26 protein-coding genes and 1 pseudogene are annotated in these 26,763 nt (G+C 72.8%); 16 read left to right on the top strand and 11 right to left on the bottom strand.

Features of this window, described 5'->3' with window-relative positions; translation table 11 throughout:
* Positions 1 to 132 precede the first annotated feature (132 nt).
* Positions 133 to 1,803 (bottom strand): fumarate hydratase, encoded by a 1,671-nt coding sequence (locus ACF073_RS01770; protein WP_392065887.1) that lies wholly within the window; start codon positions 1,801 to 1,803, stop codon positions 133 to 135.
* A gap of 145 nt (positions 1,804 to 1,948) precedes the next feature.
* On the opposite strand from ACF073_RS01770, the gene ACF073_RS01765 reads away from it, so the two are divergent.
* Both ACF073_RS01765 and ACF073_RS01760 read left to right on the top strand, forming a co-directional pair.
* A complete protein-coding gene (locus ACF073_RS01765; RefSeq protein WP_392065885.1) occupies positions 1,949 to 2,638 on the top strand; it encodes a DUF1707 domain-containing protein in 690 nt (229 codons plus the stop codon).
* Between the two features lie 175 nt (positions 2,639 to 2,813).
* Entirely contained in the window at positions 2,814 to 3,188 is a 375-nt protein-coding gene (locus ACF073_RS01760) for a WhiB family transcriptional regulator (RefSeq protein WP_392065884.1), read from the top strand.
* Positions 3,189 to 3,268: 80 nt separating this feature from the next.
* Here the strand turns inward: ACF073_RS01760 and glpX are convergent, their stop codons facing one another.
* Entirely contained in the window at positions 3,269 to 4,303 is a 1,035-nt protein-coding gene (glpX, locus tag ACF073_RS01755) for a class II fructose-bisphosphatase (RefSeq protein ID WP_392065882.1), read from the bottom strand.
* 127 nt (positions 4,304 to 4,430) lie between these two features.
* Here glpX and ACF073_RS01750 point away from each other — a divergent pair, with 127 nt between their 5' ends.
* The gene (locus ACF073_RS01750) at positions 4,431 to 4,958 is read left to right on the top strand and encodes a DUF4245 domain-containing protein (protein WP_392065880.1); all 528 of its coding nucleotides are present in this window, start codon (positions 4,431 to 4,433) and stop codon (positions 4,956 to 4,958) included.
* Positions 4,959 to 5,025: 67 nt separating this feature from the next.
* Here the strand turns inward: ACF073_RS01750 and ACF073_RS01745 are convergent, their stop codons facing one another.
* The 4 genes from ACF073_RS01745 to ACF073_RS01730 form a co-directional block, all read right to left on the bottom strand.
* Complete coding sequence (locus tag ACF073_RS01745) at positions 5,026 to 5,616, bottom strand: malonic semialdehyde reductase (RefSeq protein WP_392065878.1); 591 nt, start codon at positions 5,614 to 5,616, stop codon at positions 5,026 to 5,028.
* A gap of 134 nt (positions 5,617 to 5,750) precedes the next feature.
* Positions 5,751 to 5,978 carry an exodeoxyribonuclease VII small subunit gene (locus ACF073_RS01740; protein ID WP_392065876.1) on the bottom strand — a complete coding sequence of 76 codons (228 nt, stop codon included), beginning with the start codon at positions 5,976 to 5,978 and terminating at the stop codon, positions 5,751 to 5,753.
* The gene (gene xseA / locus ACF073_RS01735; protein WP_392065875.1) at positions 5,975 to 7,183 is read right to left on the bottom strand and encodes an exodeoxyribonuclease VII large subunit; all 1,209 of its coding nucleotides are present in this window, start codon (positions 7,181 to 7,183) and stop codon (positions 5,975 to 5,977) included. Before xseA ends, ACF073_RS01740 begins: the two co-directional genes overlap by 4 nt.
* Positions 7,184 to 7,502: 319 nt before the next feature.
* A complete protein-coding gene (locus tag ACF073_RS01730) occupies positions 7,503 to 8,882 on the bottom strand; it encodes an APC family permease (protein WP_392065873.1) in 1,380 nt (459 codons plus the stop codon).
* 65 nt (positions 8,883 to 8,947) lie between these two features.
* Here ACF073_RS01730 and ACF073_RS01725 point away from each other — a divergent pair, with 65 nt between their 5' ends.
* Together ACF073_RS01725 and ppgK are read left to right on the top strand one after the other, a co-directional pair.
* Positions 8,948 to 9,964, top strand: coding sequence for a 4-hydroxy-3-methylbut-2-enyl diphosphate reductase (locus tag ACF073_RS01725; protein WP_392065871.1), 1,017 nt, complete (start codon positions 8,948 to 8,950; stop codon positions 9,962 to 9,964).
* A gap of 29 nt (positions 9,965 to 9,993) precedes the next feature.
* Positions 9,994 to 10,743: a polyphosphate--glucose phosphotransferase gene (gene ppgK / locus ACF073_RS01720; RefSeq protein WP_392065868.1), complete on the top strand. Its 750-nt coding sequence runs from the start codon at positions 9,994 to 9,996 to the stop codon at positions 10,741 to 10,743.
* A gap of 42 nt (positions 10,744 to 10,785) precedes the next feature.
* Here ppgK and ACF073_RS01715 read toward each other — a convergent pair whose 3' ends face one another.
* Positions 10,786 to 11,373 (bottom strand): DUF6542 domain-containing protein, encoded by a 588-nt coding sequence (locus tag ACF073_RS01715; RefSeq protein ID WP_392065866.1) that lies wholly within the window; start codon positions 11,371 to 11,373, stop codon positions 10,786 to 10,788.
* Between the two features lie 185 nt (positions 11,374 to 11,558).
* Here ACF073_RS01715 and ychF point away from each other — a divergent pair, with 185 nt between their 5' ends.
* The 4 genes and pseudogenes from ychF to ACF073_RS01695 form a co-directional block, all read left to right on the top strand.
* Complete coding sequence (gene ychF / locus ACF073_RS01710) at positions 11,559 to 12,647, top strand: redox-regulated ATPase YchF (RefSeq protein ID WP_392065864.1); 1,089 nt, start codon at positions 11,559 to 11,561, stop codon at positions 12,645 to 12,647.
* A 269-nt stretch (positions 12,648 to 12,916) separates the two neighbouring features.
* Complete coding sequence (locus ACF073_RS01705) at positions 12,917 to 13,201, top strand: hypothetical protein (protein WP_006138089.1); 285 nt, start codon at positions 12,917 to 12,919, stop codon at positions 13,199 to 13,201.
* Positions 13,183 to 13,596 carry a PIN domain-containing protein gene (locus ACF073_RS01700; protein ID WP_081551890.1) on the top strand — a complete coding sequence of 138 codons (414 nt, stop codon included), beginning with the start codon at positions 13,183 to 13,185 and terminating at the stop codon, positions 13,594 to 13,596. Before ACF073_RS01705 ends, ACF073_RS01700 begins: the two co-directional genes overlap by 19 nt.
* A gap of 167 nt (positions 13,597 to 13,763) precedes the next feature.
* Positions 13,764 to 14,472: pseudogene (locus ACF073_RS01695) on the top strand (ATP-binding protein); the annotation flags it as partial.
* 18 nt (positions 14,473 to 14,490) lie between these two features.
* On the opposite strand, the gene ACF073_RS01690 reads toward ACF073_RS01695, so the two are convergent.
* The gene (locus ACF073_RS01690) at positions 14,491 to 15,486 is read right to left on the bottom strand and encodes an SMP-30/gluconolactonase/LRE family protein (protein ID WP_392066847.1); all 996 of its coding nucleotides are present in this window, start codon (positions 15,484 to 15,486) and stop codon (positions 14,491 to 14,493) included.
* Positions 15,487 to 15,636: 150 nt separating this feature from the next.
* On the opposite strand from ACF073_RS01690, the gene ACF073_RS01685 reads away from it, so the two are divergent.
* Positions 15,637 to 16,086 carry a MarR family winged helix-turn-helix transcriptional regulator gene (locus tag ACF073_RS01685; RefSeq protein ID WP_392066845.1) on the top strand — a complete coding sequence of 150 codons (450 nt, stop codon included), beginning with the start codon at positions 15,637 to 15,639 and terminating at the stop codon, positions 16,084 to 16,086.
* On the opposite strand, the gene ACF073_RS01680 is transcribed toward ACF073_RS01685, so the two are convergent.
* Both ACF073_RS01680 and ACF073_RS01675 read right to left on the bottom strand, forming a co-directional pair.
* Positions 16,049 to 17,260, bottom strand: coding sequence for a serpin family protein (locus tag ACF073_RS01680; protein WP_392066843.1), 1,212 nt, complete (start codon positions 17,258 to 17,260; stop codon positions 16,049 to 16,051). The genes ACF073_RS01685 and ACF073_RS01680 overlap by 38 nt on opposite strands.
* A gap of 106 nt (positions 17,261 to 17,366) precedes the next feature.
* Positions 17,367 to 17,765 carry a hypothetical protein gene (locus tag ACF073_RS01675; protein WP_392065862.1) on the bottom strand — a complete coding sequence of 133 codons (399 nt, stop codon included), beginning with the start codon at positions 17,763 to 17,765 and terminating at the stop codon, positions 17,367 to 17,369.
* 229 nt (positions 17,766 to 17,994) lie between these two features.
* On the opposite strand from ACF073_RS01675, the gene ACF073_RS01670 reads away from it, so the two are divergent.
* From ACF073_RS01670 to ACF073_RS01645, 6 genes are all read left to right on the top strand, one after another.
* Positions 17,995 to 19,077, top strand: coding sequence for a DUF4190 domain-containing protein (locus tag ACF073_RS01670; RefSeq protein WP_392065860.1), 1,083 nt, complete (start codon positions 17,995 to 17,997; stop codon positions 19,075 to 19,077).
* Between the two features lie 213 nt (positions 19,078 to 19,290).
* Entirely contained in the window at positions 19,291 to 20,043 is a 753-nt protein-coding gene (locus tag ACF073_RS01665; protein WP_392065859.1) for a GntR family transcriptional regulator, read from the top strand.
* Positions 20,044 to 20,484: 441 nt separating this feature from the next.
* The gene (locus ACF073_RS01660) at positions 20,485 to 20,676 is read left to right on the top strand and encodes an SPOR domain-containing protein (protein WP_392065856.1); all 192 of its coding nucleotides are present in this window, start codon (positions 20,485 to 20,487) and stop codon (positions 20,674 to 20,676) included.
* A 30-nt stretch (positions 20,677 to 20,706) separates the two neighbouring features.
* The gene (locus tag ACF073_RS01655; RefSeq protein WP_392065855.1) at positions 20,707 to 21,138 is read left to right on the top strand and encodes a (deoxy)nucleoside triphosphate pyrophosphohydrolase; all 432 of its coding nucleotides are present in this window, start codon (positions 20,707 to 20,709) and stop codon (positions 21,136 to 21,138) included.
* Positions 21,139 to 21,707: 569 nt separating this feature from the next.
* Positions 21,708 to 22,151 carry an ATP-binding protein gene (locus tag ACF073_RS01650; protein ID WP_392065853.1) on the top strand — a complete coding sequence of 148 codons (444 nt, stop codon included), beginning with the start codon at positions 21,708 to 21,710 and terminating at the stop codon, positions 22,149 to 22,151.
* 272 nt (positions 22,152 to 22,423) lie between these two features.
* A complete protein-coding gene (locus tag ACF073_RS01645; RefSeq protein WP_392065852.1) occupies positions 22,424 to 25,012 on the top strand; it encodes a SpoIIE family protein phosphatase in 2,589 nt (862 codons plus the stop codon).
* Between the two features lie 41 nt (positions 25,013 to 25,053).
* Here the strand turns inward: ACF073_RS01645 and ACF073_RS01640 are convergent, their stop codons facing one another.
* Positions 25,054 to 26,685: a hypothetical protein gene (locus ACF073_RS01640; protein ID WP_392065850.1), complete on the bottom strand. Its 1,632-nt coding sequence runs from the start codon at positions 26,683 to 26,685 to the stop codon at positions 25,054 to 25,056.
* Between the last annotated feature and the right edge of the window lie 78 nt (positions 26,686 to 26,763).

Here is a 26,763-nt window from a genome sequence, read left to right as displayed (position 1 = left end):
CGCCGGCGGGCTCCGCCCCGCACCGGACCGGCGCTGCTCCCGGCCCGCAGGGAGCCCTCCGCCGGAGCCCCCGGGTACGGGACGGGCAGGGGCGGCGGGGGCGGATTCCCTCCCCGGCCGCCCCGCAAGGCACTACGCCAGCCCGGGCCCCCGTACCGGGATCGACGTGAACGTCGGCGCCGGCGCGGGGTCCTGGAAGAAGTCGTTGCCCTTGTCGTCCACCACGATGAACGCCGGGAAGTCCTCGACCTCGATCTTCCAGACGGCCTCCATGCCCAGCTCCTCGTACTCCAGGACCTCCACCTTCTTGATGCAGTCCTGGGCGAGGCGGGCGGCCGGGCCGCCGATGGAGCCGAGGTAGAAGCCGCCGTGGGCGCCGCACGCGTCGGTGACCTGCTTGCTGCGGTTGCCCTTGGCGAGCATCACCTTGGAGCCGCCCGCGGCCTGGAACTGCTCCACGTAGGAGTCCATGCGGCCGGCCGTGGTCGGGCCGAAGGAGCCGGAGGCGTAGCCCTCGGGGGTCTTCGCCGGGCCGGCGTAGTACACCGGGTGGTCCTTCAGGTACTGCGGCATCTCCTCGCCCGCGTCCAGCCGCTCCTTGATCTTGGCGTGCGCGATGTCACGGGCCACGACCAGCGGGCCGGTCAGCGAGAGCCGCGTCTTGACCGGGTACTTGGTCAGCTCGGCGAGGATCGTGTCCATCGGCTGGTTCAGGTCGATCTTCACGACGTCGCCGGCCTCGTCGAGGTGCTCCTCCGTGGTCTCCGGCAGGAAGCGGGCCGGGTCCGTCTCCAGCTGCTCCAGGAAGACGCCCTCGGCCGTGATCTTGGCGACGGCCTGGCGGTCGGCCGAGCAGGACACGGCGATGGCGACCGGGCAGGACGCGCCGTGCCGGGGCAGCCGGACCACCCGCACGTCGTGGCAGAAGTACTTGCCGCCGAACTGCGCGCCGATGCCGATCTTCTGGGTCAGCTCGAAGACCTTCTCCTCCAGCTCCTTGTCCCGGAAGCCGTGGCCGAGCGGCGAGCCCTCGGTGGGCGCGTTGTCCAGGTAGTGCGCGGAGGCGTACTTGGCGGTCTTCAGCGCGTACTCGGCGCTGGTGCCGCCGACGACGATCGCCAGGTGGTACGGCGGGCAGGCGGCCGTACCCAGCGAGCGGATCTTCTCCTCAAGGAACTTCATCATGGAGGCCTCGTTCAGCACGGCCTTCGTCTCCTGGTACAGGAAGGACTTGTTGGCCGAGCCGCCGCCCTTCGCCATGAACAGGAACTTGTAGGCGCCGCCGTCGGTGGCGTACAGCTCGATCTGGGCCGGCAGGTTGGAGCCGGTGTTCTTCTCCTCCCACATGGTGAGCGGAGCCATCTGCGAGTAGCGCAGGTTCAGCCTGGTGTAGGCGTCGTAGATGCCGTGCGAGAGGTGCTTCTCGTCCTCGCCCGCCGTCAGCACGTGCTGTCCGCGCTTGCCCATGACGATCGCCGTGCCGGTGTCCTGGCACATGGGCAGCACGCCGGCCGCCGCGATGTTCGCGTTCTTCAGCAGGTCGAGCGCGACGAACTTGTCGTTGGCCGAGGCCTCCGGGTCGTCGATGATCCGGCGCAGCTGGGCGAGGTGGGCCGGGCGCAGGTAGTGCTGGATGTCGTGGATGGCCTCCTCGGCCAGCTTGCGCAGCGCCTCCGGCTCCACCGCGAGGAACGTGCGGCCGTCCGGACCCTCGACGGTGGACACACCCTCCGAGGTCACCAGCCGGTACGGGGTGGTGTCCTCTCCCTGGGGGAGCAGATCGGTGTACGCGAACTCAGGCATCTCAGCCCATTCCTCACTCTGACGGACGGCCGCCCGCCGACGCTGGCGGGCGTCACCAGCGTAGAACCTGCCGGCGGCGGCGGGCTTGTGAGGTAAGGCTCAGTCGGGGCTGTCGCGATCTATCGTGTTTCGGTACGCTGCTGCCGTGGACCTTCAGAAGCAGAGCGCACCCGCCCCGGCAGCCGAACTGCGCGCCTCGGACGCCGACCGCGACCGGGTCGCCGACATCCTCCGCGAGGCCCTGGCCGAGGGCCGGGTGACCGCCGACGAGCACGCCGAGCGCGTGGAGGGCGTGCTGCACGCCAAGACGGTGGGCGAGCTGGAGGTCTTCATCCGCGACCTGCCCGCGGCGCACCGGCGTTCGGCCGCCCCGGCCTACACGCCGGTGCCGTCCCGCCCCACCCCGGGCGCGGTCCCGGCGGAGGCCGACGCCAACGTGGTGGCGGTGTTCAGCAGCGCCGTGCGCCGGGGCCGCTGGCGTGCCGGACGCCGGCTGCACGCGTACGCGGTCTTCGGCAGCGTCGAGATCGACCTCAGCGAGGCGATCTTCGAGTACCAGCAGGTGGTGATCAAGGCGGTCTCCGTCTTCGGCGACGTCCAGATCCGCGTCCCGGAGAACATCTCGCTGCGCGGCACCGGGGGCGGGGTGCTCGGCAACTTCGAGGTGAGCCCGCTGGACTCGGTGGACTCCGACGCGCCGGTCGTCTACGTCGACGGCTGGGCGGTCCTCGGCAACGTCGAGGCGCGGCCCAGGCGGGGCAAGCTGGTCGCGGACATCCTGGAGCGCGTCCAGGACAAGGTCGACCGGAAGCTGCGCAAGCACCTGGGGCACTGACGGTGATGAACCCGCCGGTGACCGGAACGGCCCGGTCCGCGCGGCAGCGCCCTCGTGGGGGCGTGAACGAGCCGCCGTGCGCCCGCGGTTGGGAACGCTGTGCATAGGCGCGCGCACAGCGGGTAGGGCTTGCTGCATCGTCTCTCGCTCGCGAAGCCGTCGTCAGGAGTAGACCGTGCTGCAACCGCCGCATTCGTCCCTGCAGGTCGCTGCCGTTCCGGCCCAGCGGGTGCCGGCGCGAGACCGGGATCAAGACGCACCCTGGCACACCGAGGCGGTGTGCCGGCGTGATGAGGCCGGGCTGTTCTTCGCCCCGTCGAAGGAGCCGACCGCCGCCCGGCTGTCCCGCGAGGAGGCGGCCAAGCGCGTCTGCTCCCGCTGCCCGGTGATGGTCGAGTGCCGCGAGCACGCGCTCCTCCAGCCCGAGCCCTACGGCGTCTGGGGCGGCCTCACGGCGGCCGAACGCCGGGTGGTGCTGGCCCGGCGCCGCCGCAGGGACCTGGAGCTGAAGAAGGCGACACGGGCGGCGGCCAACCGCATGGCGGGCTGAGACAGCGAACGACGGAAGCGCCCTCTCCGCACAGAGGGCGCTTCCTTTTTCCGCGTGGCGGCCGATCCCCGGCCGAGGCGCTACTTGGCCTTGTCGAAGTCGATCGCGCTGTAGGCGCGCAGCTTGCTCAGGCGGTGCTCGGAGTCGATCCGCCGCACCGTCCCGGACTTCGACCGCATCACGATCGACTCGGTCAGCGCGGTCTCCGACCGGTAGCGGACGCCGCGCAGCAGCTCCCCGTCGGTGATCCCGGTCGCGACGAAGAAGACGTTCTCCCCGGACACCAGGTCGTCCGTCATGAGCACCCGGTCCAGGTCGTGCCCGGCGTCGATCGCCCGCTGCCGCTCCGCGTCGTCCTTGGGCCACAGCTTGCCCTGGATGGTGCCGCCCAGGCACTTCACGGCGCAGGCCGAGATGATGCCCTCGGGGGTGCCGCCGATGCCGAGCAGCAGGTCGACGCCGGTGCCCTCGCGCAGCGCGTACACCGAGCCGGCGACGTCGCCGTCGGAGATCAGCTTGATACGGGCGCCGGCCTCCCGGACCTCCTGGATGAGACCTTCGTGGCGCGGCCGGTCAAGGATGACGACGGTCACGTCCTCCGGCGCCGACTTCTTGGCCTTGGCGATCCGCCGGATGTTCACGGCCACGGGCGCGTCGATGTCGACGAAGTCCGCGGCCTCCGGGCCGGTGACCAGCTTGTCCATGTAGAACACGGCGGACGGGTCGAACATGGCGCCGCGCTCGGCCGCGGCGAGGACGGCGATCGCGTTCGGCATGCCCTTGGCCGTGAGCGTGGTGCCGTCGATCGGGTCGACGGCGATGTCGACCTCGGGGCCGGTGCCGTCGCCCACGTGCTCCCCGTTGAAGAGCATCGGGGCCTCGTCCTTCTCGCCCTCGCCGATGACGACCACGCCGTTCATCGACACGGTGGAGACAAGGCTGCGCATGGCGCGCACCGCGGCGCCGTCGGCGCCGATCTTGTCACCGCGCCCCACCCAGCGGCCCGCGGCCATCGCGGCGGCTTCGGTCACCCGGACGAGTTCCAGGGCGAGGTTGCGGTCAGGAGCCTCGGCGGGAACATCGAGCTCGGACGGAAGGTGATGATTTTCGGTCATCGGAGCGCACCTTTCTGATACGACGACGGCCGGATGAGGGTTCTGGACCTGACTCTATCGTTAGGCAGACAAAATGAGCAGGGGGCCCCACGGATGAGCGCTTGGGGCACCTGCGACGATAGGGGGCGTGGCAGGTTCGAAAGGCAAGCAGAAGACGGCCAGGGACATGATCATCTCCCTGGTCCTGATCAGTGTCGCGGCGGCGGTCGTCTACTTCCTCGTCATCCCGCGCGACGATCACGCCCCCGACCTCAAGCGGGTCGACTACCGGGTCGAGCTGCTCACCGCCCGCCGGGCGGCGAGCTATCCGCTGGCGGCGCCCGAGGGCCTGCCGGACACCTGGAAGCCGACCTCGGTGCGCTTCCAGGGCGCGAAGTCCGACCGCTGGCACCTCGGCTTCCAGACCCCGGGCGGCCAGTACGTGCAGGTCGAGCAGTCCACGGAGAAGCGGGCCGACTTCATCGAGCAGGCCAGCCAGGGCGGTTCGGCGACGGAGCGGACCGAGCGGATCGACGGCCGCACCTGGACCCGCTACACCGGCGGCCGGTACGACGCGCTGGTCCTGGAGGACACTCCCGGCTCCACGACGGTGGTGGCCGGAACCGGCTCCTTCGCGCAGCTGAGGACGATGGCGGCGGCGCTGGAGCTGAAGTGATCCGCGACGACGCGTGAAAGAAGCCCCCGGCGACGCTGCCGGGGGCTTCTTCCGTGTGCGGGGCCGCTCAGACGGTGGTGACGACGTCCTCGTAGGCCAGGCGCGGCGAACGCGGGTACCAGGCGTCCGGGCCCGGGCGGCCGATGTTGACGACCATCAGCGGGGTGTGGTCGTCGTCCAGGAACTCCTTGCGGACGCCCTCGAAGTCGAGGCCGGTCATCGGGCCGGCGGCGAGACCGGCGGCGCGGACGCCGATGATGAAGTACGCGGCCTGCAGGGCGGCGTTCAGCGCGGCGGCACCCTCACGGGCCGGACGCTCGCCGAAGAAGACGTCCTTGGCCTGCGGGAAGTGCGGGAACAGCGCCGGCAGCTCCTCGTGGAACTCGTTGTCCGCGGCGAGGATCGCGACCAGGGGGGCGGTGGCGGTCTTGGCCTGGTTGCCCTCGGCCATGTGCTTGACCAGGCGCTCGCGGCCCTCGGCGGAGCGGACCAGGGTGATGCGCAGCGGCGACTGGTTGAAGGCGGTGGGGCCGTACTTGACCAGGTCGTAGATCGCCTGCACCTGCGCCTCGGTCACCGGCTCGTCGGTGAAGGTGTTCGCGGTGCGGGCCTCGCGGAACAGCAGGTCCTGGGCGGCGGGGTCGAGAACGAGAGACATGCGAGTGACTTCCTCGGGCGCGCGTCCGGCCCGGAGTGCCCGGACCGGCTTACGGGACGACCCTACGCCAGTGAGGTTTAACCTTCAACTAAAGCGAGGGTGCGGTGACCCGCTTCACAACCCGCGCCCTGCGGCTACTCGCCGTCCTCCTCGGCCCCGTCCTCCTCGGCCAGCGCCGCGTCCAGCCGGGCCCGGGCCCCCTCGAGCCAGTGCCGGCACACCTTGGCCAGCTCCTCGCCGCGCTCCCAGAGCGCCAGCGACTCCTCCAGCGACGTACCGCCCGCCTCCAGCCGCCGTACGACCTCGATCAGCTCGTCACGCGCCTGCTCGTACGAGAGCGCCTCGTCCGTCCTGCTCGTCATTCGCCCACCTTCACTGTGAATTCACCCTCGGCGACGCGGGCCCGCAGGTCCTCGCCCGCCGTCACCTCGGCCGGATCGCGCACCACGTGTCCGTCCGCCCGCTGGAGCACCGCGTAGCCGCGCCGGAGCGTCGCCGCGGGGGAGAGGGCCACCACGCGCGCGTGCGTGTGCGTCAGCTCCGAGTCCGCGCGGTCCAGCAGATGCCGCAGCGTCCGCCGGCCGCGGTCGAGGAGCGCGGCCACATGGTCGGCCCGCTCGTCGATCATCCGGTGCGGATCCTGCATCGCGGGACGGCCCAGCGCGTGCGCGAGACCGCGCTCCTCGCGCTCCACGAACGCGGCGGCGCAGCGCCGCGCCCGGTCCCGCAGCATCCGCACCCGCTCCAGCTCCTCGCCGACGTCCGGCACGACCTTCTTGGCCGCGTCCGTCGGCGTGGAGGCGCGCAGGTCGGCGACGTAGTCAAGGAGCGGATGGTCCGGCTCGTGCCCGATCGCGGACACCACCGGCGTACGGCACCCGGCCACGGTCCGCACCAGCTGCTCGTCGGAGAAGGGCAGCAGGTCCTCCACGCTGCCGCCGCCGCGCGCGACGATGATCACGTCCACGTCGTCGAGCGCGTCGAGCTCCTTCACGGCCTGCACGACCTGGGGGACGGCGTGCACACCCTGCACGGGGACGTTGCGCACCTCGAAGCGGACGGCGGGCCAGCGGTGCCGGGCGTTCTCCAGCACGTCCCGCTCGGCGGCGGAGGCCCGGCCGCACACCAGCCCGATCAGCTGCGGCAGGAACGGCAGCGGCTTCTTGCGGTCCGCCGCGAACAGCCCCTCGGCCCCGAGCGCCTTCTTCAGCTGCTCCAGGCGGGCCAGCAGCTCGCCTACGCCGACCGGCTTTATCTCGGCGGCCCGCAGGGACAGCTGGCCCCTCGGCGCGTACCACTCGGGCTTCGCCAGGACGACGACACGGGCGCCCTCGCCGACGACGTCCGCGACCGCGTCGAACACCTGGCGGTAGCAGGTCACGCTCACGGAGATGTCGTACGAGGGGTCGCGCAGCGTGAGGAACACGACGCCGGCGCCGGGGCGCCGCGACAGTTGGGTGATCTGCCCCTCGACCCACACCGCCCCGAGCCGGTCGATCCAGCCCCCGATCATCCGGGACACCTCGCCGACGGGGAGCGGGGCCTCGGGGGACGTGTTCACAGCCATGCGGTCGAGCGTAGTGGTCGGCACCGACAGCGAGTGCGCCATCGTCCCGCGGGCCGCCCACCGCGGCCGGCCGCGTGGATCTGCTCGCCGCTGGGGGACCGTGCTGCTAGGGATCGCGCCGCTAGGAAACCGCGCCGCTAAGGACCGCCGTGCTGCTAGGGAACCGCGCCGCTAAGGACCGCCGTGCTGCTAGGAACCGCGCCGCTAAGGACCGCCGTGCTGCTAGGGATCGCGCCGCTAGGAAACCGCGCCGCTAAGGACCGCCGTGCTGCTAGGCACCGCGCCGCTAAGGACCGCCGTGCTGCTAGGGATCGCGCCGCTACGGACCCGCGGAGCCGTCGGCTTCGCGGCGCCGCCCGCGCTGCCCCGCCAGCACCAGCAGCCCGAGCGCCAGCCACACCGTGCCCACCGCCTGCGCCGCCCCGGACGCCGTCACGATCACCGACACCGTGATCACCGCCCCCGCCACCGGCACCAGCACATGCCGCCACCAGCTCAGCTCGCCCCGCCGCCGGGCGAAGTACCCCACCACGCTCGCGTGCAGCAGCGTGAACGCCGACAGCGCGCCGATGTCGACCACCGACACGAGCCGGTCGAGGCCGTCGCCGCGCCGTGCCGCCCATCCCGCCGCGATCAGGGTGATCACCGCCGCGCACAGCAGCGCGACCCGCGGGACGCCGGCGTCCGTCCGGGACAGCGCGCGCGGCAGCCGCCGGTCGCGGGCCATCGCGAACAGCAGCCGCCCGGCCGCCGCCTGCCCCGCCAGAGCGGCGAACGCCGCTCCGACCGCCTTGCTCACGGCCACCAGGTCGTGCAGCCAGCCGCCGACCGACGCGTCCACGGCGTCGTAGAAGGCCGTGCCCTGCCCCCCCGGCTCGGCGGCGAGCCGCGCGGACGCAGCCGGCTCCAGCAGCGCCACCAGATACGTCTGCGCCACGAACAGCACCCCGGCCAGCGCGAGGCAGCACAGCAGCGCCCGCGCGACCTTCGCCGAGCCCCCGGTGACCTCCTCGGCGAACGCCGCGATCGCGTCGAAGCCCAGGTAGGACAGGACCGCCACGGACACCGCTCCGAGCACGGCGGACAGCGCGAACGCGCCCTGCGTGCCGTCCCCCGTGAGCGGCGACAGCAGCCCCCGCTGCGCCCCGTCCCGCACCAGCACCACGACCGCCGACACCGCGAACACCAGCAGGACCGCGATCTCCACGGCCAGGACGAGGAAGCCCGCGCGCGCGGCGGGCCGTACGCCCCAGAGGTTCAGCAGGGTCGTGAGCACCACCGCCAGCGCCGTCCACACCCACCGGGAGACCCCCGGGACCAGCGCGTTCATCGCGATCCCGGAGAAGAGGTAGGCCACCGCAGGGATGAGCGCGTAGTCCAGCACCACCATCCAGCCCGCGACGAAGCCGGCCCCCTCGCCGAGCCCCGCGCGCGCGTAGGCGAACACCGAACCCGCCCGCGGCACGACCCGCACCATCTGCGCGTAGCTGAACGCGGTGAACCCCATGGCGGCCGTCGCCACCACGTACACCAGCGCCACCGCGCCGTGCGACCTGGCGTCCAGCGTGCCGAACACCCCGACCGGCGCCATCGGGGCGATGAACAGCAGCCCGTAGACCACGAGGTCCCGGAAGCCGAGGCCGCGCCGCAGGCCCGGGGGCGCCCCGGTCCTGGAAGCCGCCGTTCCGGTGTCGGACATACGCACAAGTCTTCCCCGGCGGCCCGGGGGCACGCGATCTCGGCGCCCCCGAACGCGGCCGTACGATGGGACCCATGACCGCTTCGTCTGGCCGCCGTGTCCTGCTCGCCGCCCCCCGGGGCTACTGCGCCGGTGTGGACCGCGCCGTGATCGCCGTCGAGAAAGCCCTGGAGCAGTACGGGGCCCCGATCTACGTCCGGCACGAGATCGTCCACAACAAGTACGTCGTGCAGACCCTGGAGAACAAGGGCGCCGTCTTCGTGGAGCGCACGGAGGAGGTGCCGCCCGGCAACATCGTCATGTTCTCCGCGCACGGCGTCGCCCCCGTGGTGCACGAGGAGGCCCGGCAGGGCCGGCTCGCCAGCATCGACGCCACCTGCCCGCTGGTCACCAAGGTCCACAAGGAAGCCGTCCGGTACGCCAACGAGGACTACGACATCCTCCTGATCGGCCACGAGGGCCACGAGGAGGTCATCGGCACCTCCGGCGAGGCCCCCGACCACATCCAGCTCGTGGACGGCCCCGAGGACGTCGCCAAGGTCGAGGTCCGCGACCCGTCGAAGGTCGTCTGGCTCTCCCAGACCACCCTCTCCGTGGACGAGACCATGGAGACCGTCGACGCCCTGAAGACGAAGTTCCCCGGACTCGTCTCCCCGCCCAGCGACGACATCTGCTACGCCACGCAGAACCGCCAGGTCGCCGTGAAGCAGATGGGTGCCGAGGCCGATCTGGTCATCGTGGTCGGCTCGCGCAACTCCTCCAACTCCAAGCGGCTCGTCGAGGTCGCCAAACTGGCCGGCGCCCGCGACGCCCACCTGGTGGACTTCGCCGCCGAGATCGACGAGACCTGGCTGGAGGGCGTGACGACCGTCGGCGTCACCTCCGGGGCCTCCGTGCCCGAGGTGCTGGTCGAGCAGGTCCTGGAGTGGCTCGCCGAGCGCGGCTACGCCGACGTGGAGATCGTCAAGACCGCCGACGAGTCCATCACCTTCTCGCTGCCCAAGGAACTCCGCCGCGACCTGCGCGAAGAGGCCGCGGCCATGGTCGCCGAGCGGGGCGGCAGCGGCACGTCCGAGGAGTGACTGTCAGTCGTCCGTCGTAACGTGGAGCCATGCAGATCTTCGGTGTGGACATCGGCGGATCCGGGATCAAGGGCGCCCCTGTGGATCTGGACCGGGGCGACCTGGTCCAGGAACGCTGCAAGGTGCTCACCCCGCATCCGGCGACGCCCGACGGCGTGGCCGACGGGGTCAAAGAGGTCGTGGACCACTTCGGCTGGACGGGCCCGGTCGGCCTGACCTTCCCCGGCGTGATCACCGGCGGCGCCACGGTGCGTACGGCGGCGAACGTCGACAAGAGCTGGATCGACACGGACGCGCGCGGCCTGTTCAGCGGCAGACTCGGCGGCCTCCCGGTGACCGTGGTCAACGACGCGGACGCGGCGGGCGTCGCCGAGATGGAGTTCGGCGCCGGCCGGGACCGCAAGGGCACGGTCATCCTGCTCACCTTCGGTACGGGCATCGGCAGCGCCCTCTTCGTGGACGGCGCCCTGGTCCCGAACACCGAGCTGGGCCATCTGGAGCTGCACGGCCACGACGCCGAGAAGCGGGCCTCCAGCAAGGCCAAGGAGGACCACGACCTCAGCTGGGAGCAGTGGGCGCACCGGGTGCAGAAGTACCTGGCCCATGTGGAGATGCTGTTCTCGCCGGAGCTGTTCATCGTCGGCGGCGGGGTCAGCCGCAAGGCGGACAAGTTCCTGCACCTCATCGAGGGCATCAAGGCCGAGATCGTCCCCGCCCAGCTGCAGAACAACGCGGGGATCGTCGGCGCGGCGATGAGAGCGGCCCACCACGCGCCCTAGCGGCACGGGGCCGGCCCGGCGGACACCGTCCCCGGGCCGCCCCTAGCTCCTGCCCCGCCGCCGCACCCACCGCACCCGGCGGACGAGCACGATCACCCCGGCGGCCAGCGTCCCCGCGTACAGCCAGCCGGCCTGGGTGGCGAGCCCGGTGACCAGCCCCATCATCCGGCCGAGCAGCCCCCCGCCGCCCTCGGCGACCGGCACCAGCCCCACGGCGAACGCGATCGGTACGACCACGGGCGCGGTCAGCAGATCCCCGCCGCGCACCCACAGCGCGGTCAGGACGCACACCGGCAGGAACAGCACGCCGTAGAGCGCCGGGGACGCCCCGAACAGCAGCGCGTCCAGACAGCCGAGCAGGAACATCGCCGCCGCGCAGAACAGACCGCTGCCGAGCCCGGTCAGCCGGGGGTTCGGCAGCCGCGCACCGGCCGGTTCCGGCCGCGCGCCGCGCACCGGCCGGGCGCCCCCCGGCCGCCGTGCGGGCCGTCCGGCACCCGGCGCGGGCCCGCGCCCGCCGCGTGGCCCGCGACCGCCGTCCGGCCGGCGCCGTGCCTGCGGCAGCGGGGCCTGCGGGGGTGTGCCGCGTCGCGGTCCGTCGTTCGGAGGGTGCGTTCTGTGTTGCTCCACAGGGACCAACCTAGGTCTGTTTATGTGCCGAATCGGCCCTCGGACACGCCGGTGGAGCGAGCTTGGCCGGGCGTTCGGCGCTCTCGTGAAGCGGGTGCGCGGGACGCCGTAAACTGGTGGATCGGCCAGTGTCGGTCTCTGGCCCCTGGCAGCCCCTGGCCCACTCAACAACGGGAAGTCGCAACGTGTCGCTCACGATCGGAATCGTCGGCCTGCCCAACGTCGGCAAGTCGACCCTGTTCAACGCCCTGACCAAGAACGACGTGCTGGCGGCCAACTACCCGTTCGCCACGATCGAGCCGAACGTCGGCGTGGTCGGCGTGCCCGACGCCCGCCTGGCCCAGCTGGCCTCGATCTTCAAGTCGGAGCGCATCCTCCCGGCCACGGTCGACTTCGTCGACATCGCCGGCATCGTGCGCGGTGCCTCCGAGGGCGAGGGCCTGGGCAACAAGTTCCTCGCGAACATCCGCGAGTCCGACGCGATCTGCCAGGTCATCCGCGCGTTCAAGGACGAGAACGTCGTCCACGTCGACGGCAAGGTCTCGCCGAAGGACGACATCGAGACGATCAACACCGAGCTGATCCTCGCCGACCTCCAGACCATCGAGAAGGTCCTGCCCCGCCTCCAGAAGGAGTCGCGGATCAAGAAGGACATCGCGCCCAAGGTCAAGGCGGTCGAGGAGGCCAAGGAGATCCTGGAGAAGGGCGACACGCTCTTCTCGCACGGCATCGTCCAGGGCACCGAGCGCAACGAACTCCTCCACGACCTGCACCTGCTCACCACCAAGCCCTTCCTCTACGTCTTCAACGTCGACGAGGACGAGCTGACGGACGAGGACTTCAAGAACGAGCAGCGCGCGCTGGTCGCCCCCGCCGAGGCGATCTTCCTCAACGCCAAGCTGGAGGCCGACCTCGCCGAGCTGGACGAGGAGGACGCGCTGGAGCTGCTGGAGTCGGTCGGCGCCGAGGAGCCCGGCCTCGCCACCCTCGCCCGGGTCGGCTTCGACACCCTCGGCCTGCAGACCTACCTGACGGCAGGCCCCAAGGAGTCCCGCGCCTGGACGATCAAGAAGGGCGCCACGGCCCCCGAGGCGGCCGGCGTGATCCACACCGACTTCCAGAAGGGCTTCATCAAGGCCGAGGTCATCTCCTTCACCGACCTGGTCGAAACCGGCTCGGTGGCCGAGGCCCGCGCGAAGGGGAAGGCGCGGATGGAGGGCAAGGACTATGTGATGCAGGACGGGGACGTGGTGGAGTTCCGGTTCAACGTGTAGCGGCTGACGTATCACCACGTCACTGATCTCGCAAACACGCAGGTCAGAGAGGGTCCGACTCTTCGGGGTCGGGCCCTTGGTTTTTCCCGTGCTGGGATGGTGCTGGGATAGCTGACCCCTCGCCACCTGTCGTCATCCCTGGTCATCCGTACCGTGCTGGGACGGGATGGGGGTGCCCGTGCTGGGATTCGCGCGAGCAGGGCACAGGCCGAGCTGTGAAGGTAGTGCGGGCGTGGCACTTTTCCTACTTGTTTGACACAATCGGGGGCATGGCTGAGACGACGTACAGCATCGGGGAAGGCCCGGCGACGCGGGTGAGCCTGTCGCTGCCGGAGGGGACGGCGGAGGCGATCCGGGCGCGAGTGGGGAAGCGGGAGTTCTCCGCGTTCATCGCCGAGGCGGTCGAGCGTGAGTTGCGCGGGCAGGTCCTGGACGAGTACCTGGCGGACTACGAGAGCCGCAAGGGGCCGGTCTCCGAGCCGGCTCGTCAGCGGGCGCGGCAGGTCTTTGACGAGGTGTTCGCCGAGGAGGCCGAGTGGCCCGCCGCAGGCTGAGTCACGAGGGGACGCTCGTCCTGGACAGCGAAGGGCTCTCGAAGCTGCTCGCCGATGACGAGCAGGTGGTGGCTCTGATCGCTGAGGCGCGCTCGCGCGGCATGGAGGTCGTGATCAGTGCGCTCACCATCATCGAGGCCGTCCATGCCCGTACGAACAAGTCCCGCCTGAACTGGGTGCTTTCCGGGCTGCGGGTCGTCCCGGTCGGTGACGAAGAGGCAAGGGCGGCCTCGAAGCTGCTGATGAATGCCGGGTTGCACGGACACAAGTACGCGATCGATGCGGCCGTCGCCGAGGCCGCGCTGCGACAGCACCGCCCCGTGGTCATGCTGACTTCCGATATTGACGACATGGCCAAGCTGTGCGGCGAGCGGGTCCGGCTTGTGGCGGTGTGATTTCCCCTGGTCCGGCTCAGTAGGAGCGGGGTCCGTAGGGGCTCCAGTGGCTGAGGAAAGGCTTGAGGTCGTCGCCGCTGGGCTTTGGTGGCGTGGGCAGTTTCGGCGCTGAGACCGATTCGGTGAGGATGTGGAGGTGCGCGTCCGCGAACGCCAGCCACGCCTCGATCAATCCCGCCGAGGTGGGGCGGATGCTCGGGCTGGATCCGGCGGAGGCCGTCGATGCCGCTCTGGTCACCGGCGGGTTGCCGCTGATCTGCGCGGAGTGGCCGCGGGGCGCGGGGCTGTGGGACTTCCTGGGCGAGGCGCTGAGCGATCGGGTCTCGGCCCTGCTGGTGTCGGCCGAACGCTCGCTGGCTGCCGAATTCCCGCCGCAGGCTCAGGCGCGTACGGTGCTGGCGGCCATCGGCAGTGGCGAGCGGACCTTCACCAACATCGCCCGTGCGGCCGGCGGTATCGGAGCCACGCCCCTGCAGCGAGGGCTGGAGTTGCTCACGGCCAAGCGGATCGTCGCCGCTGAACTGCCCGTGTCGCCGCGTCCGTCGAAGGATCGCCGCTACCGAGTGACAGATCCCTATCCGGGAGAACTGGACCAGCTGGCGCGGCCGGGCCGTCGAGCCCCTTGTCCGCGAGGCCCTGGCGCGGGTACTGCCCGACGACCGGCTGCCCGCGGCCCCCGCGGTGGGCGGGTACTGGACCCGCACCGACGACGTCGAGATCGACATCGCCGGCGCGGACCGCGCCCCTATCGCCGAGGAGCTGCTCTTCGTCGGCTCCGTCAAGTGGCTGGAGCAGTCGCCGTTCGACCGGCATGACCTGGCCGCTCTCCATCGGCACCGGGCCGCCCTCACCGAGGAACCTGTTCCGGTCGTGGCCCCCCTTCCGGCCGCCCGCTCACATCCCCGTGACCCGTGCCACCGTGAACGGTGTCCGCGGGACTCCCTCGCCCATCGGGCCGCCCTTGTCGAACTGGGAGCGGACGACCAGGAGGTGGTCGCGCTCGCGGACCAGGGTGGTGGGGAGCTGGAGCGCCGGGGTGGTCAGGCGGCGCCGCAGGCGGGCCGAGGTGCCGGTGGCGGAGAGCTGCCACCGGGTGAGGGTGTCGGTGACGTTGTGCACGGCCCAGAGGGTGCGGCCGTGCAGTTCCAGGCCGTCGCCGTGGGTCAGGTCCCCGCCGTGCAGGGCGACCCGGCGTACCGCGCCGGAGGTGGTGTCCACCCGGTACAGGCCGCCGCCCGGCATGTCGACGACGAAGAGGAAGCGGCCGGTGGTGTCGGCGACGATGCCGTTCAGGGCGTGCGCGCCGGAAGGGGCCGCGGGAAGGGCGGCGCCCAGGTCGAAGGCGGGGGTGAGCGGCAGCCGGCCGCCCCGTGCCCGGGCCACCTCGGCCGGGGTGACCCGGTGGATCAGCGGACGGACGCTGTCGGTGACGTACGCCGTGCCGTCCGGGGTGATCACGACGTCGTTCAGGAAGCCCGCGGCAGGGTCCGGCATGTCGAAGCGGGCCAGCAGGGAGCGGTCGCGCAGGTCGTAGACGGCGATACCGGTGCTGTGGTCGGTGACCCACAGCCGGCCCGCGCGGTCGGTCTTCAGGCCGTTGGCCGTCGTACGGCCGTCCGTGCCGGCCGGGAGGAAGACCTCGGCCTCGCTGCTGCCGGCGGCGGCACGGTAGACCTCGCCGGTGGTGAACGAGCCGACATAGACATCGCCCGTGCGCCGGTCGAGCGTGATGCCCTCCGGGTAGGCGCGGTCCCCGGGCAGGGTGAACGCCCTGCTGACGCGGGGACCGGTGGCCGCGTGAGCGGTGGCGGGAGCCGCGACGGCGGCCAGCGCGGCGGCCGTCGCGGTCAGGAACGTACGGCGGTGGAGCGGGCGGGAGACAAGCGGCATGGACACGGGAGCCCTCTCGGTTCGGCCCGTCTGGATGATTGGACCCGAAGGTATGTTAGGGCTCTAATGTTCGTCAATGCACTCATGGTTGTTCGGGTGTGGATGAACCGTCGAGGGTGCATGGGTGTACGTGCCCGTTACCATGCTCGGATGACGTCCATGCCGGTCCCCGAGCGCGTCGGCTCGCACATCAAGCGGGCCGAGCAGGCCCTCAACGCGACCAAGACCGCGGTGCTGAAACCGGCGGGGCTGACCGTCGCCCAGTACGGCGCCCTGCTGTACTGCGCCGTCAAGCCGGGCATCTCCGCCGCCGCCCTGGCCCGCCTGTGCGGGGTGACGCCGCCGACCATGAACACGGTCCTGAAGAACCTCCAGGAACGCGACCTGATCGTCCGCACCCCGCACGAGTGGCACAAGAACGTCCTGGAGACGCGCCTCACGGACGCCGGCCAGGCGGTCCTGGCCGACGCCGACGCACGTGCCGTACGGGTCGAGCGGGCGCTCTCCGCCGAGTTCACCGACGAGGAGCGGGCGATGCTGACCGGGCTGCTCGCCCGCTGTGTCAGCGTGCTGGAGGAACAGCGCCCGGCAGGCCCGTGACCTGGTACGGCGCCGGGTCCGTCACCCAGCCCGCGGCCAGCGTCAGGCGGGATTCGCGGTCGGTGGCGAGAAAGCCGAAGGGGCGGTCGAACGTGACGCGGACCACCGTGGTCTCGTAGCGGTACTGCGGGATTCCGCCGGCCGGTGCCGGCATGACCGCCGTCACCGCCGCCGCCCGGAAACCGAGCGCCCCGAACTGGGCCACCGCCGACTGGCGGGCCTCCCCGACGGCCAGCGGGTAGGCGCTCACCCCCGGGAAGTGGCCGACCCCGGCGTCCGTCGCCGCCGTGAGGCCGAACAGGCCGGACAGGGCGAGCAGATCGTGGTCGGCCCGCACCTCGTACGCCACCGTCGTCACGTCGAGCGTGCGCGGCTCGGGCGTCACGGCGGGCTGCTGCTCCACGTGCAGGCCGGGGCCGACATGCCCGTGCGGCAGCGCCCCGCCCGGCGTCAGCGGCAGGCCGCGCCCCACGATCCCCACGCCGGCCGCCAGCACCTGACCCGGTGTCATCCGCTCCTCGCCGAGCATCAGATGGACGTCGACGCCGTTGTCCCCGGGCACCGTCAGCGCGGTGACGAACCCGTCCGGCGTGCCCGTCACCCCCACCCGGTCGGGGCGCACACTGCGCCGGTGCAGACCGCGCAGGGTACGGCCCTGCCAGGGGCCGGAGCCGGGCCGCAGCGGCTGCTCGGTGAAGGGCTGGCGCCAGTCGGTGCGCAGCGCGAGGGCGCAGGCCAGCACCATCCGCGCGTCCCGGGTCAGCGTCACCGGCATCCGCTCGACCAGCCCGCCGGTCCGCTGCGCCGCCCACGCGTCGAGCCGCTCCTGCGCGGTCACGAGGTCGTCCCCGAAGACCCCGTAGGTCCCGGCGGGCAGCCCGGCCCGCCACTCGTCCCGCAGGGGCATCTCCTGATGCGTCCACAGGCCGAGCGCCGCGTCCAGGCCGGAGACCGACGCCAGCCCCGCGAGCAGTTCCCGCGCCGCCCCGGCCGCCCGCTCGGCCGGCACGCCCAGGGCGCCGGCCAGTTCCGCGCGCGCCGGGCCCGCCGCGCCGTCCGCCAGGAAGGCCAGCAGCGGCCATACGCCCGGCGCGGAGAACACCGTGCCGCCCGGCAGGGCCTGTGCCCAGCGGGCCGTCAGGGCGTTCACCCGCCCGACCACCTCATCGGTCAGCCCGCTCACGCGTCCCCCTCCCGGCCGGTCCCGCTCATGCCGTGCTCATCCGTGGTCAATGCCGTGTTCACTTTCCTCGCCGACTTCGGCCTCCCCCTCATCGGACTCACCGGGCCCCGGCCACCACCGGCGGATCCGGGAACCCGGCGCCGTCCCCCGCGCCCTCCGGTTCCCCGGCGCCCTCCGGTTCCCTCGCTGCCTCCGGGCGGGGCAGCGGGTCCGCCTCCGGCCGGAGTTCCCGCGTCCGCCCGTGGCGCCGGCCGCCGGTCAACTCCCGTGCCGTCGCGGGCGCCTGACCGGCCGGTACGACGAGAGCCCCGGCCCGATCACCCCGCGCCGGACCGGCCGCGCCGTCGGCGAGGAGGGCCGGAGCCGGCCAGGCCCCCATGGCGGACCATGCGGACCGTGCCGTGCCGTCGCGGGCCGTCGCCGCCCGCCGCGCCGTGACCCCGTTCCCCTCGCGCACGGCCGCACCGCCCGCCCGGCCGCGCGCTCGCGTATCCACCCGCATTCCGCCCCCGTTCCCGCCCCGCTTACCATGCGGCCAGTCGTACGTCAGTCCAGTCGTCGGCCGCCGCCGGTCCTGTGCTGCCGCCGCCCGATCCAGGAGCACGGTACCGGTGTCCATACCCCCGCCTCCCGGCCCCCAGCAGCCACAAGGGCCGTTCCAGCCACCCCCGTCGCCCCCTCAGGGGCCCTACGGGCCGTCGCCCTACCCCCAGCAGCCGGGCGGTGTGCCCGTGTACCAGCCGTGGGCGCAGGGCTATCGCCCGTACAACCAGCCGGTGCCGGTCAACGGTCTCGCCATCGCCTCCCTGGTGCTCGGCGTGCTGTGCTTCCTGCCCGGTGCGGGCCTGGTGCTCGGACTGACCGCGCTGCGCCAGATCCGGCGGCGCGGCGAGCGCGGCAAGGGGCTGGCCGTGGGCGGCGCGGTGCTGTCCGGGGTCGGACTCGCGCTGTGGGCGCTGCTGTTCGCCACGGGCGGCGCCGCCGATGTGTGGCACGGGTTCAAGGAGGGCGCGCGCGGGGGCGCCACGCTCTCGCTGGCCGAGGGCGAGTGCTTCGACACGCCGGGCGGGGCGCTCGGCGGTGAGACGTACGACGTGGACAAGGTCTCCTGCGCCGGCCCGCACGACGGCGAGGTGTTCGCGTCGTTCCGGCTGCCGGGCGGCACCTACCCCGGGGACGGCACGGTCGGTGACGCCGCCGACGACCGCTGCTGGGGCCTCCAGGACGGCTACGCGATGGACGGCTGGGCGGTCCCGGGCGACGTCGACGTGTACTACCTGACGCCGACCGAGGAGAGCTGGGGCGCCGGGGACCGCGAGGTGACCTGCGTGTTCGGCAACACCACCGAGGGCGAGGACCTGACCGGGTCGCTGCGCAACGACGAGAGCGTCCTCGACGCCGACCAGGTCGCCTATCTGAAGGCCGCTCACGTCCTCAACGCGGCCCTGGACACCGCCCCCGACGAGGAGTACCTGGAGGACGACCTGCCGGGGCACAGGGCGTGGGCGGGCCGGGTGTCGACCGCGCTCGGCGAACAGGCCCGGATGCTGCGCGCGCACGACTGGCCGGCCGGTGCCCGGGGGCCCGCCGGCGCGCTCGCCGCCGACCTGGACAAGGCCCGCGCGCAGTGGGCGAAGGCCGCGGCGGCCGAGGACGCGGACACCTTCTACGAGCACTACGACACCGGCACCGAACTGATCGACCCGAGCCGGGCGGTCACCGTGCGCAAGGCGCTGGGGCTTGCCACCGTCCCGCCCGCCGAGCCGGACGACACGGGGAGCGGCAGCGGCGCCGGCATGCAGGTGTGAGCGCGCGGGGTGCGCGGGCGCCGGTGTGCGGGTACCGGTGCGCGGGCACCCATGAAGGCGGGCCGCCACTTCCTATACGGCAGGCAAAGTGCCTGGGTAAAGCCTTCCCCAGCTCTTTGTCATCACATCGAGTGATTCTCTGGCCTTTGCTTGCATGGCACAACCCACGGTTGCCACGCTGTTGCTGTCTGTACAACCTGATGGGAGCGGCCAGTGACATTCGGTGAGCAGCCGGCGTACCTGCGTGTCGCGGGTGATCTCCGCAAGAAGATCGTCGACGGTTCACTCCCGCCCCACACCCGGCTTCCCTCCCAGGCCCGCATCCGCGAGGAGTACGGCGTCTCGGACACGGTCGCGCTGGAGGCCCGCAAGGTGCTGATGGCCGAGGGGCTGGTCGAGGGCCGCTCCGGCTCGGGGACGTATGTGCGCGAGCGGCCGGTGCCCCGCCGGGTGGCCCGCTCCGGCTACCGCCCGTCCGGCGGCGCCACGCCCTTCCGGCAGGAGCAGGCCGACGCCTCCGTGCGCGGCACCTGGGAGTCCAGCAGCGAGCAGGCCGAGGCCGGCGCGGTCATCGCCGACCGGCTCTCGATCCAGGCCGGCGAACGGGTCATGCGCACCAAGTACCTCTTCCGGGAGGGCGGCGAGCCGATGATGCTCTCCACCTCATGGGAGCCGCTCGCCGTCACCGGGCGCACCCCGGTGATGCTGCCCGAGGAGGGGCCGCTCGGGGGGATGGGAGTGGTCGAGCGCATGCGGGCCATCGACGTCATCGTGGACAACGTCACCGAAGAGGTCGGCGCCCGGCCCGGCCTCGCCGAGGAACTGCATCTGCTCGGCGGTGTCCCCGGGCATGTGGTCCTGGTCGTCCAGCGCACGTACTACGCCTCCGGCCGCCCGGTGGAGACCGCCGACGTGGTCATCCCGGCCGACCGTTACCGGGTCGCCTTCCATCTGCCCGTCAAGTGACCCTGCCCGTCAGGTGACCGCCCCCGCCCGGGCGGACTCCGTGCGCCCCTCCGCGTGAGGTAGCGCACACCCTTGCGCACCGCGGGCCGTTCCCGCCTGCCGTCCGGGCGCCCGCACGTCTTCTCCGGCCGCAGCAATCCGGCCGTTCTCCCAGGTGGTCCAGGGTGCCCCCGGTATGCCTGGAGCTGAGGCCGCGAAGTCCGGGACGGCGCATTCGGTCCCGTGCGCCCCCGGCGTTCTGGCTGGTTGCGTACCTCTTTGTGAAAAGCCGTATTCGCAGCGTAAAGGTTGGGCGTACGCTCGGGCATATGCGGATTGCGGTTTCCTTAGACAGGGCACGGCGGGCGCCCGAGGCGGGGTCGGGGTCCCTCCGCGACGGGGGAGCGGCCGGGACCGGGGGAGGGCGGGGCAGTGCGAGAAGGGACGCGGGCGGTGGGGGCCATGAGTGAGGGCACGGTCTCGCTGCCCTGGATCGTGATACGGCAGGACGACAACGGCAATCGCTACCGCGTCGGCCGGTACGCGACCCGTGCGGAGGCGCAGAAGATCGCCGACAGCTTCGACGACCGGGGACACAAACAGCTCTACTGGGTCGAGCGCATCGCGCACAACGGGGACGGCGCGCACAACTGACCGGCGGCGGGCTCCCGTAGGCTCCGCTCCATGACGCGCATGACTCCCGAAGCGGAACGGATCGTGGTGGTGGGAGCCGCCCTGCTCGACGGCGGCCGGCTGCTCGCCGCGCGCCGGAGCGCGCCCGCCGACCTGGCCGGGCGCTGGGAGCTGCCCGGCGGCAAGGTCGAGGCGGGCGAGCGGCCCGAGGACGCCCTGGTGCGCGAACTGCGCGAGGAGCTGGGCATCGACGCCGAGCCGGTCGAACGGGTACCGGGGGAGTGGCCGCTGCGTACGCCGTACGTCCTTCAGGTGTGGACCGCGCGGCTGCGGCCCGGTTCGCCCGAGCCCCGCCCCCTCCAGGACCACGACGATCTGCGCTGGCTCGCCCCCGACCGGATCTGGGACGTGCCCTGGCTGGACCAGGACGTCCCGGCCGTGCGCGAGGTCACGACGACGGCCCTGCCGGCCGCCACGGACTGACCCGCCCGCCACGGACTGACCCGCCCGCCACGGACTGACCCGCCCGCCCGGACTGACTCGGCCGCCCGGACTGACTCGGCCGCTGCGGACCGGCAGGGTCGCTGCGGACTGGCTGGGGCGCTGCGAACTGACTCGGTCGCCCCGGACCGACCCGGCCGCCGCCCCGGACCGACCCGGCTGCCCGCGGACTGGCCGACTGCCGCGACACCGGTCGGCCGCCGCCACGACGTGGGCCGCCCGCCAGCGTCACGGCATCGGCCGGTCCCGCCGTCACCGGGATCCGCAGGTGCGCCACCCCCGCGGCCCGGCACCGGCTGCGCCGCCACCGGCACCAGTGCCGCCTGCCAGCCCCCGGCACCGCCGGAGCCGCCGCCCGCGCGACACCGCCACCGCCTCAGGTGCGCGTGCCCGCCCGTTGACCGAGTTCTCACCGGCGCTCGCCCGGCCCTCGGTGGCGCTCGGTGGGCCGTTGTCGGCGCTTGTGCCGGGATCCATACGCCGTTCGTGCCACAGTGCGCCCTCTCGTGCGGTACTGCTCCCTGGATATCGGGTATGTGCCCATTAACCCCATGAAACCGGACATGGTGGGCTCGCTGTCCTGGGAAGTGATCGGCGTGATCGACACCGACGGCGGCTGCGCTGAGTGGACTTTTCCCGCGGAACCGGGCGCTGTGCGCACCGCCCGCGCGGCGGTCCGGGGCCAGTTGCACGGATGGGACCTGGACTGCCTCGCGGACCTCGCCGCCTTGCTGGTCAGTGAGCTGGTCACCAACTCGCTGCGGCATGCCACCGGCCCCATCGGGGTTCGTCTCGTCCGCCCCGACGGACTCGACGGGGCGCTGCGGGTCGAGGTGTCGGACCCGTTGCCCGACCCGCCGCGGGAGCGCGTCGCGCACCCCGAGGACGAGAGCGGGCGCGGCCTCCAACTGGTCGCCGGGTCCTCGCGCCGCTGGGGCACCCGGCCCGGTGCGAACGGAAAGACCGTCTGGTTCGAGCTTGCCGTGCCCGGATGAGGCCGGAGCACACGCGGGGGCGCGGGGGGTGTAAGCAAAGGGGGGGCCGTCCCTCGTGCGCGCCGGGGGCGCACGAGGTTCGAGGGTGCGTGGTTGGGCGGCGTGTTCCTTGGTTAGAAGAGTGGAAGTGTTGTCACGGACCGGTCCGAAAAACACCTGGACCGAGCTGTGATCGTGAACACCGTGTCGTGCGGCACCGTAGTGCTGGATACTGCGGGCAGCCGCCCCCGGTGACCGGTGCCGGGCGCGGTGAGCTGGAGGGGACGGTTCGCGTGAGCGAGATACCAGCGAAGGCCACGGAGTCGGAGGACCCGTCGGACGGCGCGAGGAGCCAGGCCGCGGAGGCTGCCGCGGTACCTGGCGACGCCATGTGGCAGAGCAGTCCGCCCGGTTCGATCTACGACTACATCAAGGTCGCGTCCTTCTCCATCGGCCCCGGCGGGCTCGTCGACCAGTGGAGCCTGCGCGCCGAGCAGCTCTTCGGCATCCCGGCCGCCCGTGCCGTCGGCATGGACCCGATAGAGGCCTTCATCGACCCCGATCTGCGCGAGCGCGGCCAGCGGAAGATGGCCGAAATCCTCGACGGTCGGGAGTGGACCGGAGTGGTGCCGTTCCGGATGCCCGACCGGCTGGGCGGCCTGCGCGGCGAGGAGGGCCTGGCCGAGGTCTACGTGATGCCGACGCGCACCGCCGAGGGCGAGAACGCGGCCGTCTGTATCGTCGTCGACGTCCGCACGCTGCGCAGCATGGAGACCGATCTCGCCGCCTCGCAGGCGATATTCGGCCAATCCCCTTTCGGTTTCCTGCTGATCGACATGGACCTGCGGGTCCGCCGGGCCAACATGCGGTTCGCCTCCATCTTCGGCGGAACCCCGGACGACCACCGGGGCAGGGGAGTTCGCGACTATCTGCCGCGCGGCGAGGCCGAGCGGGTTTCGGCCACCCTGCGCCGGGTGCTGGAGAGCGGCGAGTCCATCACCGACATGCACGTCACCGGATTCGTCCCGGGCTCCGACGAGCGCCGGCACTGGTCCGTCAACCTCTACCGGGTGCAGAGCGGCAGCGGCCGGCCCATCGGCGTCGCCTGGCTCGGCACCGACATCACCGCGCGCCGGGCCGCTGCCCGCGAGGCCGCAGCGGCGCGGCGCAATCTCGCCCTGCTCAACGAGGCCGGTGCCCGCATCGGGAACTCCCTCGACCTGGAGACGACGGCCCGCGAACTCCTCGACGTGGTCGTCCCCGGCTTCTGCGACCTCGCCACGGTCGACCTCTACCAGGGTCTGCTGGCCGGTGACGAGACCCCGCCCGGCCTCGCCGACGGCAGCGCCGAACTGCGCCGCGTCGCTTTCGCCAGCGCCGTCTCCGGCGCCCCCGTCAGCGGCACCGGCGAACCCGTGCAGGTCGGCGCGGTCCACCACTTCCCGTTCAACTCGCCCTGCGCGGACGCCCTGCGCACCGCCCGCACGCAGCAGGTGCCCGCCGAGGAGGGCGGCCTCGTGCAGTCGACGCTGGCCGTGCCGATGGTCGCCCACGACACGGTCGTAGGACTCGCGCAGTTCGCCCGCACCAAGGGCAGCGAGCCGTTCGGCGACCGGGACCGGGACCTCGCGGTGGAACTGGCCGCGCGGGCTGCCGTCTGCATCGACAACGCGCGCCTGTACCGCAGGGAGCACGAACGGGCGCTGATACTGCAGCGGTCCCTGCTCCCGCCCGGCGACCCCGAGGCGTCGGGACTGGACATCGCCTGCCGCTATCTGCCCGGCAACGCGGCGACCGAGGTGGGCGGCGACTGGTTCGACGTCATCGAACTGCCCGGCCACCGCACCGCGCTGGTCGTCGGGGACGTGATGGGCCGGGGCCTGCGCGCGGCCGTCGCGATGGGCGAACTCCGTACGGCCGTACGCACCCTGGCCCTGCTCGACCTCGAACCGGCCGAGGTGCTGTCCGCGCTCGACGAGATCGCGCGCGGCCTCGGCACCCCGGGCGGCGTGCAGCAGGCCACCCGCACCGCCCGCCAGCCACGGGACGCCGACCTCTCCGAGGTGTACCTGGCGACCTGCGTGTACGCCGTGTACGACTCCGTGACCAGACGCTGTACGTTCGCCAACGCCGGCCATCTGCCGCCGGTCCTGGTCGAGCCCGGCGAGCCGGCGCTGATGCTGGACGTGCCGCCCGGCATGCCGCTGGGCGTCGGCGGCGAGCCCTTCGAGGAAGTCGAGGTGGAACTCCCCGAGGGCGCCCTGCTGGCCCTCTACACGGACGGCCTGGTCGAATCCCGCGACCACCCGCTGGACGAGGGGCTGCAGGCCTTCGTCGGCGCGCTCACCGACCCGAGCCGCCCGCTGGAGGACGTATGCGACCACGTCCTCAGCACCCTCGACACCCGTCACGGCGAGGACGACATCGCCCTGCTGATGGCCCGTGTCCAGGGGCTGCCGGCGGAGTCCGTCGGTGACTGGACGCTGCCGCGCGAGCCGCGCAGCGTGGGCCGGGCCCGCGAGTACGCGCGCGGGCAGCTGCTCTCCTGGGGCCTGGAGCCGCTGATCGACACGACGGAACTGCTGGTCAGCGAGCTGGTGACGAACGCGCTGCGCTACGGCGAGGGGGACATCCGGCTCCGGCTGCTGCTGGACCGCACGCTGGTCTGCGAGGTCTGGGACTCCGGTCTGGTCCAGCCGCGGCGCCGGCGGGCCCGGGACACCGACGAGGGCGGCCGGGGACTGCAACTGGTCGGGCTGCTCAGCGCGGCCTGGGGATCGCGGCGGACGCCACGCGGCAAGACGGTGTGGTTCGAACTGCCGCTCCCGGGCGGGGAAGGCGGCCTCACCGACCCGGCGGAAGCCCTGCTGAGCCTCTTCTGACCGCCGGCCGCTCCTTCGCCGGACGTGCCGGCGGGCCCGGGCTAGGCGTGGTGGCGGGAGCGGGTCCGCGGGCCGCCGTAGGCGGCCGGGGGACCGCCGTCCGGGTCCTCGGCCAGCAGGATGCCGCCGAGTACGGCACCGGCGAGCCCGGCCGTGTCCTGCGCGAGGTGCGGGGTGCCGTGCGTCCGGACGTCCCGCTCGGCCAGCTCCCGCGCCCGGCCGGCGGCGGCGTCGGCCCGTCCTGAGCCGTCCGCGCCCAGCTCCCGTACCGCCTCCGCGAGCCGGGCCCGGGCCTCGGCACCCACCGCTCCCCGGTGCACCGCGACGAACTCCTCCGCCCCGGCGACGGAGCCGCGCGCCACGAGCAGCGCCGCGGTGTCCAGCACCCCGGCGAGCGGCTGCGTCAGCCGTGCGGCGGCCCGGGTGATCCGGCGCAGCGCGTCCAGCGGGTCGTAGGGGCCGCCGGTCAGTTCCTCGCGGACCGCCGCGAGCACCCGGTCGGCGTGGGCGGCCCCGGCGTGCGGCTCACCCGTGGCCGGCGCGGACCCGCCGCCCGCGCGCCGGACCGCCGCCAGCTCAGCCTCCGCGCCGGTCAGCGCCGCGGGCACCAGCCCGGCCGCCTCCCGCAGCTGTGCCGCGTGCCGCTCCACGCCGCCCACCAGCACTCCGGCCTGGGCCACCGCGCCCTCACCGGCACGCAGCCCACGGGCCGCCCGCCGCCGGTCGTCCGCGTCGACGGCCTGGCGGCCCTCGTTGAGCAGGGTGGTGGCGAACATCAGCCGGTCCATGGCCTGTTCGACGTAGCCGGTGAGGGGGGCGGTGGCCGAGGGCGCGTACCGCTCGTCGAGCGCCGTCACGGTCCGCTGCGCCGCCGCCGCCCGCGCCGTCAGCTCCCGGAACCGTCTCTCCGCCCCTTCCAGCGCCGCGCCGATGCCGCCGCCGGCCGGTTCCGGCTCGGGCTCCGGCGCCGCCCCGCCCCCTCCGCCCTCGTCCGGCTTGGCCTCCGCCGTGCCCGTCGTGAACCCCCGCAGCCGGTCCAGCGCCGGTGCCTCCGCGTCCAGTCGGCGCCCGGCCTCCGCGCAGCGGCCGATCACCCCGATCAGCGCCTGTCGCCGGGCGACCGGTTCGTCCGGGACACCGTCCTCGTACCGCCGCCAGATCGCGAACGCCGCCGACAGCTCGGTCTCGGCGGCCCGCAGGGCGTGCGTGAAGGGCTCGGTCCGCCGCTGTCCGAACCGCTCCCGGACGAAGGACAGTTCCTCCGCGCTGGTCCGGACGCAGTCGTCGGCCAGGCGCAGCGCCGCGCGGGCCTGGCGCTCGGAGTCGGCCGGCGTGGGCGCGGGCGGCTGCGCCGAGACGATCCCCGGAGTCGTCCGGGTGCGAGCCCGCCGGGTGCGCCGCAGATAGCCGTATCCGGCCAGGGCCAGGGCCGCGACCCCGGCGACGAGCGGCAGCACCAGGTCGGTGGCGGACGTCCCGTCCTGCCGCGGTGCGGCGACGCCCGCCGCCGTGCCGGTGGACGCCACGGGAACCGGATCATGGGCCTCGGCCGTCATCACCGGCAGCACGAGCCACCCGATGCCCACCAGGGTGCCCAGCACGGCACACGCCGTCCGCACGCGTATGTGCGCCGTGGCACGCCGGGGCCGGCCCCGGATCAGGGAGGACGTCACATTTCGGAGCGTATGGGCAGGTAGGCGGCACCGCGAGTGGGATGGATACGGGTGGGGGACCAGAGGGGCAGGGGGGCG

Source organism: Streptomyces sp. NPDC015171 (genome assembly GCF_043079545.1).
Lineage (GTDB): Bacteria > Actinomycetota > Actinomycetes > Streptomycetales > Streptomycetaceae > Streptomyces.
This window is presented reverse-complemented; position numbering and strand designations above follow the sequence as displayed.